Source organism: Actinoplanes sp. HUAS TT8 (assembly GCF_051380535.1).
GTDB lineage: Bacteria > Actinomycetota > Actinomycetes > Mycobacteriales > Micromonosporaceae > Actinoplanes.
Map to the genome: position 1 here is coordinate 1650423 of NZ_CP195646.1, position 15313 is coordinate 1665735.

At 71.0% G+C, this 15313-nt stretch carries 16 protein-coding genes; 6 read left to right on the top strand and 10 right to left on the bottom strand.

What is annotated here, in order from left to right; all coding sequences use genetic code 11:
- Positions 1 to 57: 57 nt before the first annotated feature.
- The gene (locus ACSHV8_RS07265; RefSeq protein WP_436530647.1) at positions 58 to 1017 is read right to left on the bottom strand and encodes a pectate lyase family protein; all 960 of its coding nucleotides are present in this window, start codon (positions 1015 to 1017) and stop codon (positions 58 to 60) included.
- A gap of 335 nt (positions 1018 to 1352) precedes the next feature.
- On the opposite strand from ACSHV8_RS07265, the gene ACSHV8_RS07270 reads away from it, so the two are divergent.
- On the top strand, positions 1353 to 1805 hold the full coding sequence (locus ACSHV8_RS07270; RefSeq protein WP_436530649.1) for a lamin tail domain-containing protein: 453 nt from the start codon (positions 1353 to 1355) through the stop codon (positions 1803 to 1805).
- A 25-nt stretch (positions 1806 to 1830) separates the two neighbouring features.
- On the opposite strand, the gene ACSHV8_RS07275 is transcribed toward ACSHV8_RS07270, so the two are convergent.
- From ACSHV8_RS07275 to ACSHV8_RS07290, 4 genes are all read right to left on the bottom strand, one after another.
- The gene (locus ACSHV8_RS07275) at positions 1831 to 3459 is read right to left on the bottom strand and encodes a diguanylate cyclase (protein ID WP_436530651.1); all 1629 of its coding nucleotides are present in this window, start codon (positions 3457 to 3459) and stop codon (positions 1831 to 1833) included.
- Positions 3460 to 3758: 299 nt separating this feature from the next.
- Positions 3759 to 4760 carry an NADPH:quinone reductase gene (locus ACSHV8_RS07280; RefSeq protein WP_436530653.1) on the bottom strand — a complete coding sequence of 334 codons (1002 nt, stop codon included), beginning with the start codon at positions 4758 to 4760 and terminating at the stop codon, positions 3759 to 3761.
- A 10-nt stretch (positions 4761 to 4770) separates the two neighbouring features.
- Positions 4771 to 6540: a flavin-containing monooxygenase gene (locus ACSHV8_RS07285; RefSeq protein ID WP_436530655.1), complete on the bottom strand. Its 1770-nt coding sequence runs from the start codon at positions 6538 to 6540 to the stop codon at positions 4771 to 4773.
- A gap of 87 nt (positions 6541 to 6627) precedes the next feature.
- The gene (locus ACSHV8_RS07290) at positions 6628 to 7287 is read right to left on the bottom strand and encodes a TetR/AcrR family transcriptional regulator (RefSeq protein WP_436530657.1); all 660 of its coding nucleotides are present in this window, start codon (positions 7285 to 7287) and stop codon (positions 6628 to 6630) included.
- A gap of 55 nt (positions 7288 to 7342) precedes the next feature.
- Between ACSHV8_RS07290 and ACSHV8_RS07295 the strand changes: the two genes are divergently transcribed.
- Positions 7343 to 8296 carry a DUF3800 domain-containing protein gene (locus ACSHV8_RS07295; protein ID WP_436530658.1) on the top strand — a complete coding sequence of 318 codons (954 nt, stop codon included), beginning with the start codon at positions 7343 to 7345 and terminating at the stop codon, positions 8294 to 8296.
- Here ACSHV8_RS07295 and ACSHV8_RS07300 read toward each other — a convergent pair.
- Genes ACSHV8_RS07300 through ACSHV8_RS07310 form a run of 3 tightly spaced genes read right to left on the bottom strand, consistent with a single transcriptional unit; the run spans position 8210 to position 10813 of the window.
- Positions 8210 to 9022: an ABC transporter permease gene (locus tag ACSHV8_RS07300; RefSeq protein ID WP_436530660.1), complete on the bottom strand. Its 813-nt coding sequence runs from the start codon at positions 9020 to 9022 to the stop codon at positions 8210 to 8212. The two genes, ACSHV8_RS07295 and ACSHV8_RS07300, sit on opposite strands and share 87 nt — an antisense overlap.
- Positions 9015 to 9815, bottom strand: a complete 801-nt coding sequence (locus ACSHV8_RS07305) for an ABC transporter permease (protein WP_436530662.1) — start codon at positions 9813 to 9815, stop codon at positions 9015 to 9017. The genes ACSHV8_RS07300 and ACSHV8_RS07305 overlap by 8 nt, the downstream gene beginning before the upstream one ends.
- Positions 9812 to 10813 (bottom strand): ABC transporter ATP-binding protein, encoded by a 1002-nt coding sequence (locus ACSHV8_RS07310; RefSeq protein WP_436530663.1) that lies wholly within the window; start codon positions 10811 to 10813, stop codon positions 9812 to 9814. The genes ACSHV8_RS07305 and ACSHV8_RS07310 overlap by 4 nt, the downstream gene beginning before the upstream one ends.
- Positions 10814 to 10878: 65 nt before the next feature.
- On the opposite strand from ACSHV8_RS07310, the gene ACSHV8_RS07315 reads away from it, so the two are divergent.
- Positions 10879 to 11292, top strand: a complete 414-nt coding sequence (locus tag ACSHV8_RS07315) for a hypothetical protein (protein ID WP_436530666.1) — start codon at positions 10879 to 10881, stop codon at positions 11290 to 11292.
- Here ACSHV8_RS07315 and ACSHV8_RS07320 read toward each other — a convergent pair.
- Positions 11199 to 12230 carry a phosphotransferase gene (locus ACSHV8_RS07320; protein ID WP_436530668.1) on the bottom strand — a complete coding sequence of 344 codons (1032 nt, stop codon included), beginning with the start codon at positions 12228 to 12230 and terminating at the stop codon, positions 11199 to 11201. The two genes, ACSHV8_RS07315 and ACSHV8_RS07320, sit on opposite strands and share 94 nt — an antisense overlap.
- A gap of 35 nt (positions 12231 to 12265) precedes the next feature.
- Between ACSHV8_RS07320 and ACSHV8_RS07325 the strand changes: the two genes are divergently transcribed.
- Positions 12266 to 13207 carry a hypothetical protein gene (locus ACSHV8_RS07325; protein WP_436530670.1) on the top strand — a complete coding sequence of 314 codons (942 nt, stop codon included), beginning with the start codon at positions 12266 to 12268 and terminating at the stop codon, positions 13205 to 13207.
- A 4-nt stretch (positions 13208 to 13211) separates the two neighbouring features.
- On the opposite strand, the gene ACSHV8_RS07330 is transcribed toward ACSHV8_RS07325, so the two are convergent.
- Positions 13212 to 13622, bottom strand: a complete 411-nt coding sequence (locus ACSHV8_RS07330) for an integrase (RefSeq protein WP_436530672.1) — start codon at positions 13620 to 13622, stop codon at positions 13212 to 13214.
- Positions 13623 to 13717: 95 nt separating this feature from the next.
- Between ACSHV8_RS07330 and ACSHV8_RS07335 the strand changes: the two genes are divergently transcribed.
- On the top strand, positions 13718 to 14599 hold the full coding sequence (locus tag ACSHV8_RS07335; RefSeq protein WP_436530674.1) for a phosphotransferase family protein: 882 nt from the start codon (positions 13718 to 13720) through the stop codon (positions 14597 to 14599).
- Between the two features lie 105 nt (positions 14600 to 14704).
- Positions 14705 to 15313: a hypothetical protein gene (locus ACSHV8_RS07340; protein WP_436530676.1), complete on the top strand. Its 609-nt coding sequence runs from the start codon at positions 14705 to 14707 to the stop codon at positions 15311 to 15313.

Below are 15313 nucleotides of genomic sequence, written 5' to 3' on the forward strand. Positions count from 1 at the left end.
AATGGTGACGGCGCCCGCCTGGGGATGGTGGGGCGGGCGCCGTCAGGTGCGGGAACGTCAGATCTTGCCGGTGCCGGCCCCGGCGGTGACGGTGGCCTTGACCGTGCTGTTCGCCTCGGGCGTGTACGAGTACGGGATCGCCGCGACACTGGCGCCGTTGCGGACCTGCTCGGTGCCCGAGTTGACCTTGTAGTTGTTCAGCACCTTGAGGTTGCCGGAGTCCGAGTCGCCGGTCTGGGTGACCGTGGGGTTGGCGACGTTCTCGAAGTAGTTGCGTTCGACGAAGACGCCCGCGTTCTCGGTCGAGGCCACGCCGTACGAGCCGATGTTGCTGTAGTAGTTGTTGAGCACGTGGACCGGGTTGGCGAACCGGACCCGCGGGTGCCGCTGGTTCGTCCCGTCGAACCAGTTGTGGACGTAGGTGACGCGCAGGTGCCCGAGGTCCTGGGCACTGTTGTCGTCGCTGTGCCCGAGCAGCATGGACTTGTCGTGGTTGTGCAGGTGGTTCCACGACACGGTGATGAAGTCCGAGCCGCGTTTGATGTCGATCAGACCGTCGTACCCGTTGGACAGGTCGTTGTGGTCGATCCAGACGTTCGTGGTGCCTTCCTGCACGTTGATCGAGTCGTCGGCGGCGTTCTTGAACACCAGGTTCCGGATGATCACGTTCTTGACGCCGGACAGGTTGAGGCCGCCGCCGGTGACGCCCGAGGCGGAGCCGACGCCGATGACCGTCTTGTTGGAGGCGACGCTGTACATGCCGGAGATCGTGATCAGGCCGGAGATCCGGACGGTCTGTGACGTGCCGGAGCTGAGCGCCGATTTCAGGGCGGACGCCGTGGTCACGGTGACGACGGTGCTCGACGAGCCGCCGGTGGTGCCGCCGTTGAGGCCGGCGAATCCGACCGGGCTGGACTCGGCGGCGAACGCCGGGCCGGCGCCGGCGGTGACCAGGCCGCCGGCTCCGGCGAGGACGCCGGCGGTCGCGGCGAGGACGGTGCGACGTGACGGGGACATGGGGATTTACCTCCGTTGGGGGACGGGGTCAGGGGATCCACGTGCAGGTAAGCGCTTTCCTCGGGCTGAAGCTAGGCCTGGCATCCAGCTCTGTCAATGATTGATTTCCGGGATGTTTCCGGCCCGGGCTGAACCGGTTCACGCTGACCTGGGCGTTCATCACCGAGCATCATTCGCGTACGGCGTGCAGCATCTGTAGAAAACCGGCGCCCCGAATGCGAATCGGACGACCCGGAGATCCGACAACCACCCGGACGCGCGCCTCGGCAAGCAGGGCCGTCCGCCCCCACCCCGAGAGAATCGGTGATGTTCACCGTCTGTATCGAGGAGCTCACTTGAACCGCACGTCATCGGCCGTTGCCGGCGTACTCGCCGCGGCCGCGACCCTGGCCCTGGGTGCTCCGGCCCGGGCCGCCACCCCCACCCTGCGGTTCTCCGCCGTGCAGTACGACTCGCCCGGCCAGGACACCCGATCCGCCCAGTCCCTGAACGCCGAATGGATCCAGCTGGTCAACACCGGCACCACCGCGGTCGGCCTCAAGGGCTGGAAGATCGTCGACCGGTCCCGCACGTACACGTTCGGCAGCGTCACCGTCCCGGGCCAGGGTGGCAAGGTCACCCTGCACACCGGCCGGGGCACGGACACGACGACGAACCTCTACTGGAACTCCGGCAACTACGTCTGGAACAACACCGGCGACACCGCGACGCTGCGAACCGGCACCGGCCAGGTCCACGACACCTGCACCTGGGAGCAGAAGGCGGGCCGCACCCAGGTCGCCTGCTGATCCGCGGCCCGGGTGCGCGTCCGGCTCAGTGGGCGTGCACCCGGTTGCGGCCGGCCCGTTTGGCCTCGTAGAGCCGCTGATCGGCCAGCCCCAGCCCGAGGTCGGGGCCGGCCGCCTCGGCCACGCCGAAGCTGATCGTCACGCTCAGCCCGGCGGCGATCTGCTCCCACGGGTACGTGGCCACGCGCGCCCGCAGCAGGTCGCAGGTCGCCCGGGCGTCGGCCAGCGACGAACCGCTGAGCGCGATCAGGAACTCCTCGCCGCCGAGCCGCGCCACCAGGTCGGTGTCGCGCACGCTGTCCAGGAAGACGGCCGCGATCCGGCGCAGCACCTCGTCGCCGATCGGATGCCCGAACCGGTCGTTGACCTGCTTGAACAGGTCCACGTCGGCGAGCGCCACGCACACCGGGGTCGCGCCCGCGGCCAGCGCCGGGAGCCGTTCGTCGACCGAGCGCCGGTTCGGCAGCCCGGTCAGCGCGTCCTCGGTGGCCTGCCGCTGCCAGACCGCGTTGGCCGCGACCAGCTCCATGTTGGACGTCCGGTGCAGCTCGGCCTCGAGGCGCGCGTTCTCGGCCTCCAGGCGGGCGTTGTCCAGCTCGAAGTAGTGCGCGGCCATCCGGGCCCGGGCGGCCGCGACCTGGTTGTGCAGCTCCCGTTCGAGGTCGTGGAAACCCCGGTAGCAGAGCAGGGCCTCCCGGTAGTCGCCGCACTGCTCGTACGCCTCGGACAGCTCCCGCAGGATCTCCATGACCATCGGCTTCTCGCCGGCCTGCCGCGCCCGGTCCAGCGCGAGCAGCAGCCCCTCGACGGCCTCGGTGTGCTCGCCGCGCAACAGCCGCACCCGCGCCTGATGTTGCAGCGCGGCCGACTCCAGGGACCAGTACCCGGCATCGACCGCGATCGCCCGCGACTGCTCCAGGTGCCCGGCCGCACCGTCCAGATCCCCGGCCAGCGCCAGCAACACCCCGTAGTTGTCCAGGCTCAGCGACTCCCGGAACGGGTTCCCGGCGACCCGGGCCAGCCGCAGCGCCTCGCCGATCCAGCCCAGCGCGTCGGCCAGCATCCGCTCGGCCCGGTCGCCCTCGCCGAGCCGGCGCAGGCGCGGCACCTCGTACGTCGCGTTGTCGCCGATGTTGTTGAGAATGCAGAACCGGGCCTCGTCGTCCATCCCGGTGGCCATGGTCAGCGCCTGCGACAGATACGAGTTGCTCAGCTCGTGATCGCCCATGCTGCCGTGCACCACGCCGGTCCGGTTGTGCACCCAGTAGAGCAGGTCCCGGTTCCCGAGCGACTGCGCGATGTCCCGCGCCCGGGCCAGAACCTCCAGGGCCTCCTCGTGCATGCCCAGGTCCCGCAGCGGCATCGCCTGCAGGGTCAGCACCTGGCAGATCCCGGCGCCGTCGTTCAGGGTCTCCAGCTCGGCGACCGCCTGGCGGCACGCGGTGACCGCCTCCTCCTGCCGGCCGATCCGCAGCAGCTGGTTGGCCAGCGATCGCAGCGCCTCGGCCTGCCCGGCACCGTCACCGATCGACCGGGCCAGCTCGGCCGCCCGCTGCGCGGTCTCGCACCCGGCCCGGTAATCCCCGGCCGTGCGCAGCTGTTCGGCCCTGGCCAGCAGGCGCTCGACGGTCTCGGGTATCTGGCCGACGGTCATCTGCTCCCCCTCCTGCAAGCTGGGATGCCCATCGGTCCGACCCCCACGATCCTGAGAACAACCGGATGCTAACCGTCGATCAACCCCACAACCACAACCCCCGACCCCCTTCCCACGTACGTCATCAGCCCCCGCCCGCCCAGCCCTCCGCGACCCCGCCCCCACTCCGGCGTGAAGCGCGACTCACGCCCGCCGGCTGGCGCTGAGGGTCGTCCCGGGGACAAAAAACAGCCGTGAGCGCCGGCCGGGACCCGCCGGCCCGTCCGCGCCGTGCGCCCCGGCTGGTTCTCCGGGGTGCCTCAGGGCAGAGGCTGGTCGAGGGTGATGAGGACCTTGCCGGTGATGCCCTGTTCGACGGCGTCGTGGGCGGCGGCCGTCTCGGACAGCGGGAAGTGGTGCAGGGGCAGGCCGTGTTCCTCGCCGATCGGCAGTGCGCCGTCGCGCAGCGCCGTCCCGACGTCCTCGGCCGCGGCCTGCAGCGCTTCTTCACCGACGGTGTACAGGATCAGGAACTGGATGCGGGCGTTGATCATCATGTGGGGCCGGATGTCGAACGCCGCGGTGTCCCCGCCGTTGTTCGCGTAGATCGCGATGGTCGCGTGGTTCGCCGCCACCGCTTGATTCAGCGCGGCGTTCTGGGCCACGGCCACCTCGACGATGATGTCCACCCCGTTCGGCGCGATCGCCCGGATCTCGGCCGCCGCGTCACCGCGCTTGTAGTCCACCACGTGGTGCGCGCCGGCCGCCGTGGCCAGGGCCGCTTTGGCCGGGCTGCTGACCGTCGTCACCACCGTCGCGCCGGCCCACCGGGCCAGCTGGATGGCCGCGTGCCCGACCGCCCCGGCGCCGCCGGCGACCAGCACGGTGCGCCCGTCGAGGGCGCCCGGGCCGAGCCGTTTCGGACCGGCTTCGGCGACCGTGAGCGCCCGGTGGGCGGTGACGGCCGGTACGCCGAGGGCGGCGCCCACGTCGTACGGGAAAGGCTCGGGAAGTGGAAATGCGTGCGCGGCGGGAACGATCGTGAACTCGGCGGCCGTGCCGTGCGGGCCGGTGTGGGCGGCCAGCATGACCCAGACGCGGTCACCGGCGTGGTGGGACAGCACGCCCGGCCCGACCGCGTCGACGACCCCGGCGCCGTCCATGTTCGGGACGGCGCCCGCCTCGCCGGCCGACCGCCGTTTCCAGTCGGTCGGGTTGACGCCGGAGCGCAGCACCCGGACCCGGATCTCGCCGTCACCCGGCTCGGGGATTTCCTTCTCCACGAGTTCCAGGCCGGTGCTGGTGATGGTGATCGCCTTCATGCTGACGACTCTACGAGCGCAGGACCTCGTCCATGCCGCCGTCGGCCCGCCAGCGGCGCAGCAGGTCGTGGAAGACGACCGGGCCGGGCCCGAACGAGTTGTTCACCGGGCGCGGCTTGCCCTCGCCGTTGTAGTAGCCCGGCGTGCACTCGGCCTGGAAGTTGAAGGTGACCGGGGCGGTCTCCCGGATGGTGTCGACCCAGCCCTGCTCGGCCTCGGCGGTCGGCTCGATCCGCTGGGCGCCGCGCTCGGTCGCCTCGCCGATCAGCGCGCCGATGTGGGTGGCCTGTTCCTGCAGCACGTGGGTGAAGTTGACCGCGGCGGCGTTCTGCAGGGAGCCGAGGTGGAACAGGTTCGGGAAGCCGTGGCTGTAGAAGCCGTGCAGCGTGCGCGGGCCCTTGGCCCAGTGCCCGAGCAGCGGCAGGCCGCCGCGGCCGTAGACCGGCAGCGTCCCGGAGACGACACCGGAGATGCCGACCTCGAAGCCGGTCGCGAAGATGACGCAGTCGACCGCGTACTCGTCGTCGCCGACCTTGATCCCGCCGGCGGTCATCGCGGTGATCCCGCCGAAGTCGGCCGTGTCGACCAGGGTCACGTCGGGCCGGTTGAACGTCTCCAGGTAGAGGTCGCTGAACGCGGGCCGCTTGCACATGTACCGGTACCAGGGCTTGAGGATCGCCGCGGTCGCCGGGTCGGTGACCGTCGCGTCGATGCGCCAGCGCAGCTCGTCCATCTTGCGGGCGTCGGCCAGCTCGTCGAGGTGCTCGCGCTCCTCGGCCGTCAGGTTCTCGTCGACCGTGCCGGTGAGCATCTGCCGCTGCAGCTTGGCGGTCGCGGTCCAGCCGTCGTCGATCAGGTCCTCGGCGACGTGCCCGCCGGTGACCAGGGTCAGGAAGTTCTCCATCCGCTCCCGCTGCCAGCCCGGCTGCAGCGACGCGGCCCACTCGGGGTCGGTCGGCCGGTTGGCGCGGACGTCGACCGAGGACGGCGTGCGCTGGAAGACGAAGAGGTGGTCGACCTCGGGCGCGATCGCCGGAACGATCTGGATCGCGCTGGCGCCGGTGCCGACGACGGCCACCCGCTTGCCGCTCAGGTCGTAGTCGTGGTCCCACCGGCTGCTGTGGAAGGTGTGGCCGGTGAACTCGTCCAGGCCGGGGATGCCGGGCAGTTTCGGCTGGGTCAGCGTACCCGAGGAGATCACCACGTACCGGCTCTGGTACTCGTCGCCGCGGTCGGTCCTCACCGTCCACTCGGCCGCCTCGTCGTCCCAGCGCAGCTCGACGACCCGGGTGTGGAACATGGTGTCGGCGTACAGGTCGAACTTCTCGGCGATGGCGACCGCGTGCGCGCGGATCTCCTCGCCCGGGGCGTAGCGCCACTGCGGGACGTGCCCGACCTCTTCGAGCAGCGGCATGTAGACCGTGGCCTCGATGTCGCAGTGCACGCCGGGGTACCGGTTCCAGTACCAGGTGCCGCCGAAGTCGCCGCCCTCGTCGACCATCCGCAGGCTCTTGACGCCGGCCTGACGCAGTTTCGCCCCGGTGACCAGGCCGCCGAAGCCACCGCCGATGACGGTCGCGTCGACCCGGTCGGTGACCGGCGCCCGCTCGGCCCACGCGGTGTACGGATCGGCGGCGTAGGAGCTGAGCTCACCGGCCGCGCGCCGGTACTGGGCGGTGCCCTCCGGGCGGATGCGGCGGTCACGTTCCGCCTGGTACTTCGCGCGCAGCTCGGCGAGTAGCTGGGTGGAGTACCGCCGCGGCTGATAGGTGGGGGACATGGTGGTCCTTATGGGTGGAACCGGAGGGGCCGGATCAGCTAAGCCGCGTGACCTTTTTAAGTCAAGTGATTGCCCAATGAATGTTGATCACTGTGGACTGGCGGGCGCCTGATACAGACCCTCGATCGCGTCGATCAGCCCGAGCGCGGTCGCCGACCACACCTCGGCCGCCGCCGCGTCGTCCTCCGGCAGGCCGCGTTCGCGCTGCGCGCACAGGTGCGTGATCAGCGTGTGGGCCATGTCGTCGCGTTCGACCCGCACCGACGGCGGCAGCCCGGGCAGGCAGCGGTGCAACCCCTCGGTCACCTCGATCAGGTGCGACGACCCGGCGAACTCCAGCGCGGCCAGCTCCCGCAGCTGCGGCTCGGTGATCAGTTGCGCGGCCAGCCGGGCATAACGGCACGGCGAGCCCAGGGCGGCCAGATGATCCGTGTACGGCCGGACGACGCACGTCACCCAGTCCCGCAGATCGGTGCTGCCGCGGTGTCGGTCCAGCAGCTCGCCGCGGATCTGTTCCATCGGCTCGGCGTGCCGCTTGATGATCGCCCGGACCAGGTCGGCCTTGGTGCCGAAGTGATAGTTCACGGCGGCGTTGTTGCCCTGCCCGGCGGCCTCGCTGACCTGCCGGTTCGACACCGAGAAGACGCCGTGCTCGGCGAAGAGCCGCTCGGCGGCCACGATGATCCGCAGGCGGGTGTGCTCCACCTGCTCATGCCGTCGACTGCTCTGGTGCGCGGTGACTCCCATGTCCCGGCCAGGATAACGGTTTGCCCGGCGCCCGCGACCGGCCGAGGATGGCCTCGTGCGATCGCCGTTGCAGGGCGGCCTCCCGCCGACCGGCGCGGTGGCCGGTGACGTGGTGGAGATCGCCTGCGACGAGTCCGGTTTCTCCGGCACCAACCTGCTCCGTTCGGGCGCCCCGGTGATCACTCACGCCGGTGTGGACCTGACCCGGGACGAGGCGGCCGATCTGATCGCCGGGCTGGGCCGTGCCTCGCCGCACGAGTTCAAATCCGGTCAGTTGCTGCGCCGGCCGGGTGTCGCGCCGGCCCGGTTCCTGGCCGCGCTGACCGGTCGCGCCCATGTGCACCGGATCGACAAGGAGCGCTTCCTGACCGGCCGGATCGTGGACCTGCTGCTGGCCGAGCCGTCCTACGCGGCCGGGACGAGTCTGGCGCCCGACCCGCGGATCGAGGCGCTCGCGCGTCATCCCACCGGTCCGGCCTGGGACGCGTTCCTGGCCGCCTTCGCCGAGCTGGCCCGGACCAAGCGCCCCGGGCCGATCGGTCCCCGGGTCGACAATTTCTTTCACCAACGGGATCTGCTCGTACGGGGAACGCCGGCCGACCCGGTCCTCGACGCGCTCGACCCCATCCACGTCCGAGCCGTGGTGACCAGGCTGGACGCCGAGGACCGGTCGATCCCGCCACCGCTCGAACCACTGCTCCCGGCCCTGGCCGAGACGGTCCTGTTCTGGGCCGGCGGCCGGCGGCGCGTGCTGGTGGTCCACGATGAGCAGAGCGCGCTCACCGCCGACCGCCTGACCCGGCTGCAGCGCGCGCTGGCCGGCCCGGACGGCGTGTCCCCGCTGGCCGGCCTGGTGATGGCCGACTCCCGCGACGACCCGCGCGTGCAGGTCGCCGATCTGCTGGCCGGCCTGGCCCGCCGCTCAGTGCCCGACGCCCTGGTAGAAGCGCAGCTGATGACGCCAGAAACGGTGGGCCAGGGCGAACAGTCCGATGCCGACCAGCGGTGACAGCAGGCCGAGCCAGGCCGGCACGGCGAGCTGATCGGTGCGGCCGAGGATCACCGAGGCGGGCAGGAACGCGATGAACGCGATCGGCAGCACGTACGTCAGCAGTCGCTGCACCCCGGAGCCGAAGACGCTGAGCGGGTACGAGCCGAGCGTGTCGATGGTGTCGAGCATCAGCATCCGGTACGCCCAGGTGTCCAGCACGCGCACCGACAGCCCGGCGATCACGACCACCACCGACGCCTCCAGGAACGCCCCGCCGACGACGGCCAGGACCAGGAACACGATCGACCCGGGCGACCAGTCGACGTCGGCCACGGTCAGGGCGACGCCGAAGACCAGGATCGCCATGGTCAGGTCCCCGAACGGCAGGACCGAGCGGGTGTACGTGCCCATCTGCGCCAGCAGGTCGGCCGGGCGCAGCAGCATCCGGTCGAGCTGACCCTCGCGGATCAGGAAGTCGGTCTGCCCGACGCCGTCGATGGTGACGAGCCACAGCGCGTGGGAGAGCAGCCTCATGCCGTACAGGAAAGCGATTTGTCCTAATCCCCAGCCGGCCACAGTGCCGAACGTGTGCAGCAGCGCCCAGACGAAGGCAAACCCGCTTCCCTGGTACGCGGCCCCGGCCAGCACCATCATCAGCAGGTTGCCGCGGTACTGGAGCACGCCGCGCAGCGACGCCCCGCGCAGCATGAGGTAGATGCGGAGTTCCCGTCGCAGGTCAGCCACCGTGCACCACGATCTTCCGCAGGGATCGCTGCCAGACGAGCGCCAGCAGCCCGGACAGGACGACGATCCAGACCAGCGCCAGACCGAACCCGGAGAACGCCTCGGCCGGACGGATCTGACCGATATAGATCGCGGCCGGCTGGTAGACGACGAAGCGGAACGGCAACGCCTCGGCGATCGCCCGCAACGGCCCCGGGAAGAAGATCAGCGGCACGCTGGCCCCGGCCAGGAACGCGGCCACGAACCGGTACAGCACGGCGATCCCGAGGTTGTCCACGGTCCAGAACGCGGTCATCCCGATCAGGAGCGTGAGCAGCGCGTTCAGCACCCAGCCGAGCAGCAGCGCGACCGGGTAGAGCAGCCCGGCCGCGGCCCCGGCCGGCGCCGACAGCCCGCCGAGCAGCCCGGCCACCGGCGCGACGATCAGCAGCACCACGATCTGGATCAGCGACTGGCCGGTCTGCAGGGCCAGCATCTGACCGGGATAGCCCAGCGGCCGGCTCACGTCGAAGAGCACCTCGCCGGACCGGACCCGGCTCGCCATGATCCAGGTGACCGGCGTGTTGATCACCGCGGCCTGCAGGTTGGCCAGGGTCAGGTAGACGACCGTGCTCTCCAGCGTCAGCCCGGCGACCGTGTCGCGACCCCGGTAGGCGGCCGTCCACACGTGCGTGACCAGCACGATCCAGAGCAGAGTGACCCCGAGCGAGGCGAAGACCGTGCTGCGGTACTGCATCCGGATCGCGATCGCCGTCCGCACGTACGAGGAAAAGCCCCGCAGGGTGCGCCTCACGCGCTTCGCCGCTCGCGGTAGAGCTCCTTGACGACGCTCTCCAGGTTCGACTCCTCCACCGCCAGGTCGCGGATCTGATGCCCGGCCGAGGCCGCGGTCAGCAGCCGGTGCACCGGCTCGTCCCGGCCGACCCGGAACCGCCACCGCCCGTCGTGCTCGCGCTCACCGACGAACCCGCCCAGGTCCAGACGCTCCCCGGGCTGCTCGCCGTCCAGCCGGACCAGCACGTCCTGGTACGGCGCGTACCGCGCGATCAACCCGTCGACCGCCCCGTCGTAGAGCACCCGTCCGTGATCGATCAGCAGGATCCGCCGGCACAACCGCTCCACGTCGGCCAGGTCGTGCGTGGTCAGCAGCACCGTCGTGCGGCCGCTGCGGTTGGCCTCGGCGACGAACCCGCGCACCGTCTCCTTGGCCAGCACGTCCAGCCCGACCGTGGGTTCGTCCAGGTAGAGCAGCGGCGGGTCGTAGAGCAGGGCCGCGGCCAGGTCGCCGCGCATCCGCTGGCCCAGGCTCAGCTGCCGCACCGGCGTCCGCAGGAACTCGTCCAGGTCCAGAAGCTTCCTCAGACGCGCGAGATTCGTCCGATAACGATTATCCGGTACGTCATAGAGCGCCCCGATCAGCCGGAACGACTCGATCAGCGGCAGGTCCCACCACAACTGGCTGCGCTGCCCGAACACCACGCCGATCCGGTACGCCAGCCGCCGCCGGTCCCGCCACGGCACCACCGGCCCGTCCGGCCCGGCCACCTCGACCGTCCCGCTCGTCGGCCACAGCACCCCGGTGAGCAGCTTGATCGTGGTCGACTTGCCGGCCCCGTTCGGCCCGAGATAGCCGACGATCTCGCCCTCGTCGATGCTGAAGTCGATGTGGTCGACCGCGAGCGTGCGCTCCTTCTCCCGCGTGAACAGCGTCCGCACCGTGCCGAACCGGCCCGGCACCGGTTTCGTCCGGACATATTCCTTGGTCAATTCCCGGACGCTGATGAGGGGCATGGGACCGGTCTACCGATTCGCCCGAATCCGGGTCAACCGGATTACCACCCGGCGATGATCAGATCATGAACGTGATCGACGCGGTGTGGAAGCGGGCCTGCGCCCACCGGGGCGGCGGCCCGGGCGACCGGCACCTGAGCGCCCTGCTGCTGGTCCACGGCACGATGCTGAACGGCGGGGCGGCGGCCGCGGCGGTCGGCTTCGAACCCGAGGACCTACGGGCGGCCGTCGAGGCCTGCGAGTACTACGGCCTCAACGGCCTGGCCGGCCTGATCCGGGAGCTCCCGGCCGCGGCCGACTCCGAGTACGACGAGCGGCGCCTCGACCTGTCGTTCCAGGACATGGACCCGGAAGGACTGATGCTGCCGGCCGCGTTCGAGGACCGCTACCGGGCGACACCGGAGGACTTCGACCCGGTGGAACGCCGGCGCGGCGTGATCGCGGCCCTGACCTCACGGCGATGGTCGGTCCACCAGTAGAGGTACGCGCCGCGCGTGGTGAACAGGTGATCGCACGAGGTGTCCCCGGCGTCGTAGTGCCGCTTGAGCGGCCAGGTCTCGGTGGCCAGCTCCCACCAGCGGCGCTCGGCGGCGTCGGCCAGCTGCTCGTCGGTGATCGGGACCCGCTCACGGTAGCCGCGGACGAACCCGGCGATCCGTTCCAGGTCGTCGCCGAACAGGATCGTGGCGGTGCGGACGACCTCCCGACCGTACGGGCGGACGTCCAGACGGTCCCAGTCGAGCAGCCCGTTGATCCGCCCGTCGTCGCCGATCAGCAGGTTGAGCCGGTTCAGGTCCCCGTGCGTCCAGCCGCACGGGGCCAGGTCGGCCTCCGGCGGGCGGCGGTCCGCAATCGTCCGCAACAGGTCGAGCCGCCGTGGGATCTCCCGCCCGGCGAAACGATCGAAGTCGTCGCGGGACTCCGCGGCCCGAGCGGCGAACCGCGCCAACTCGGCCCGCGCCCGGTCGACCGTCGCGGGGGAGTCGCGCATCCGGCCGGGCGCGGCCGGACAGAGGTCGGCCAGCTCGACGTGAAGCCGTCCGACGAGGTCACCCAGGGCCTCGGCGTCCAGGTCGTCGCCGTTCGGGTGCCGACCGAGGATCCAGTCGTTCACGGCGTACGCGAAATCGCCGATCCTGAGAATGCTGTCGCCGTCCGCGGTCGTCCACGGCGCGGCCACCGGAAATCCCCGCCCGGCCAGACGCGGCAGCAGCGTCTGCCCGGCCCGCACCACCTCGGGCGACCGGTCGGTCAGCCGCTTCACCGCGAACACCCCACGATCGGTGCTGAGCTGCCAGTTCAGGTTCATCACCCCGGTCTGCACCGGCTGACACGCCACCACTCGCCCCAGCCCGAACGCCGCCGCGACCGCCACCTGAACCTCCGGCGCCAGCGGCGGCACCCTCGAATTCCCCATGCTCCGATCCTGCCCGCTTGCGATGATCGTCCGCGATGAACGATCAGGAGAGTCTGCGGCGCCGCCTGGAGGTGCTGCGCCTGCCGGTGGCCCCGCTGCGACGGCTCGGGACCACACACCGGCCCGATCCCGGCCGGCTGGCCCGGGACCCCGAGGCCGTGGGCGTCGGCCCGGACGGCCTGGCCTACGCGGTGTGGCCGCATCGGACCGAACCGGCCGGTCGGACGGTGGCCTGGTACCGCCCGGGCGAACGCCACCCGGCCGGGTCGGTGGAGATCACAACCGAGATCCGGCCGACCTTCGTGCAGCCCCTGCCCGGCGGGCGGATCCTGCTGGTGGCGGCCCGGACCGGCCGGCACGACCCGGACAACGCCGAGGTGTGGAGCGTGGACGGCGAACTCCTGCGCCGGGCCGGCGTCGGCGACGCGGCCGAGGACGTCCTCACCACCCCGGACGGGCTGATCTGGGTGAGCTACTTCGACGAGGCGATGGGCGGCGCCGGCCCGGAAGGCCACGGCCTGGCCCGTTTCCGCGACGACCTGAGCGTCGACTGGCTTTATCCCCACGACGCGGGTGTTCCGAGCATCTTCGACTGCTACGCGCTGAACGTGGACCGGGAGACCGCGCACTTCTGCGCGTACACCGAGTTCCGGATCTGTTCGGTGCGGGGTTCCCGGGTGACTGATCTCGGCCGGTCGCCGTTCGAGTACGCGCACTTCCTGCTCGTGGCCGGCCCGGACGCCGCCCTCATCGGCCGGCCCGGCGCCGACTACGACGTGGTCTCGCTGCTGCGGCTCGGCCGCGATCAGCGGATCACCGAGACCGGCCGGTGCCGGCTGGTTCTCCCGGACGGGCTGGAGGCCCGCGACCTGCGCATGGTCGGCCGGGGCGGGCAGCTGCACGCGTTCGGGCGGGCACAGTGGCTCGGCATCGACCTCGGTGATCTGATCGGTGTCGCCGGGCCGCCGCCCCCGTGAGGGGTCAGACCTGCTGCTGGGCGGCGAGGACGCGTTCGGTGGGGTCGACGCCGTGGGGGGTGCGGAACCGGTCGGTGAGGACGAAGCCGGGGAGGCGGAAGCGGTCGACGTGCTGCAGCTCGGACAGGGCGTACGTGCCGCCGCGGCGGGCCGGGTCCCAGCCGTTGCCCACCGCGTACTCGATCAGGGCGCGGACGTCGGCCGGGGTGGGGTAGGACTCGTCGCTCGCGCAGCCCCACGGGCCGACGAACAGCGACAGCAGGTCGGCCTGCAGGGCCTGCCCGGTCTTGCCGGTGCCCCAGGCCCGGACGCGGATGCAGCGGTGCCAGTCGCGGTCGCCGCGGACATGATGAATTTCGGCCGACCAGGTGAAGACCCGGGAGCCGTGACGCAGGTGCCGTAGCCGAGTCCTCATCCACCTCACCTCTTCCCGACGATCCTGCCACAAGCCGCCGCGCCGGGTCCGCCCTCCTCCGGGTCCCACCCGGGAGAGGGCGATGCTGGTGGGTGATGAACACCGCATGGGTCGAGAAGACGGCGCTGCCCGGACGACGCGTGATCGAGACGCGTGAGTTGTCCGGCGGCTACAGCAACCACAATGTCCACCTCACCACCGACGACGGGAACTCCTACGTCCTGCGCCGTTTCCTGGGTGACGACCGCGGCGAGGTCGAGGCCGCCCTGGCCCGCCGCCTGGCCGGGATCGTCGCGGTGCCCGAGGTGATCGCGACCGCTCCCGGCGTTCTCCTGGCCCGTTTCCGGCCGGGCCGGATGATGAGTGACGCGTTGACCGACAGCACCGACATCGTCGAACTCGGTCACTCGGCCGGGGAGACATTGGCACGTATCGGCACCGTCACTTTCGATGCGCCGGGCTTTTTCAGCGACGGCGCTCTGCGGCCCGGCCCGGAGGGCATCGAGCCGGCCAGTGGCCTTGATCAGTGGGTCGACCGGTGCCTCACCGAGGGCAACGCGGACGGGCACCTGAGCGGCGACGAGCAGCGCGCCCTGCGGGCCTACGCCGCCCGGATGACGCCGCGGCTGGCCGTGCTGCACGGGTCCCGGCAGCTCGTGCACAGCGACTTCAATCCGAAGAATCTGCTCGTCGTACACAATCGGGTTTCCTCGGTTCTGGATTGGGAGTTCGCGTTCAGCGGGCCGCCGCTGGCCGATGTCGGCAACATGCTGCGCGATCCGCGGACGCCCGGCTTCGCCGAGGCGTTCATCGACGGATTCCGGGGCGCGGGAGGCTTTCTGCCGCCGGGTTGGCGTGACCTGAGCCGGGCAATTGATCTGTACGCGTTGGCGGACTTCTTGCGGCGCCCACCGGCCCACCGCTATTTCCAGCGGTCGATCACGCGGATCCGTGACCTGCTGGCTGCTCATGGCTGAGCGGCCGGGGTCACTGGATCTACTTTCGGACAGCTCGGGGTGAATGTGGACGTCTGTCGATAGGCTCGGCTCGTTTCAGTGGCGGCTGGGTGGGCAGGGATATCGATGTCTGGCAACGGTGTGGCCGTGGTGGCGATCGCCGTTCTCCTGCTCGCGGCCTGCGCCGACGGGCGGTCCGAGCCGGCTGCGACGGCGGCCACGGTGGCGCCGGGCGCGTGCGGGGTGGTGACGTCGCTCCCGGACGGGGCGACGCTGCGGGCCGAGGACGTGGGGGCCCGGGGCGGGACGAACGCCCGCTACGCGGTGCTCGGCGGGGAGGCCTGCGGGGCCGGGGTGGCGCGGCGGCCGGAGCACTGCGAGACGTTTCCGTGGGCGACGGAGATGAACCTGTACGCGCTCGGCGCGCGCGGCTGGCTCGTGGTGGGGCTGGGCTCGTCCGTACGGGAGCAGATCGTCTTTTACGCGAAGGACAGCTCCTTCGCCGACACCTATGTGCAGGCCGCTCAGGATTGTGGGTTCACGCCGCTCACCGTGATCGACGGCGAACCGGCCACTCTGGAGCGGAACCGGCCCGGGCGGGTCGAGATCGTCCACATGACGGCGCGGTCGGTGATCTGGTTGTCCAGCACCGATCCGGGCGTCACCGAGGCCGACCTGGTGCGGCTGTCCGGCATCGCCGAGGACCGATCGGCGCAGGTCAACCCGCCGTCCTGA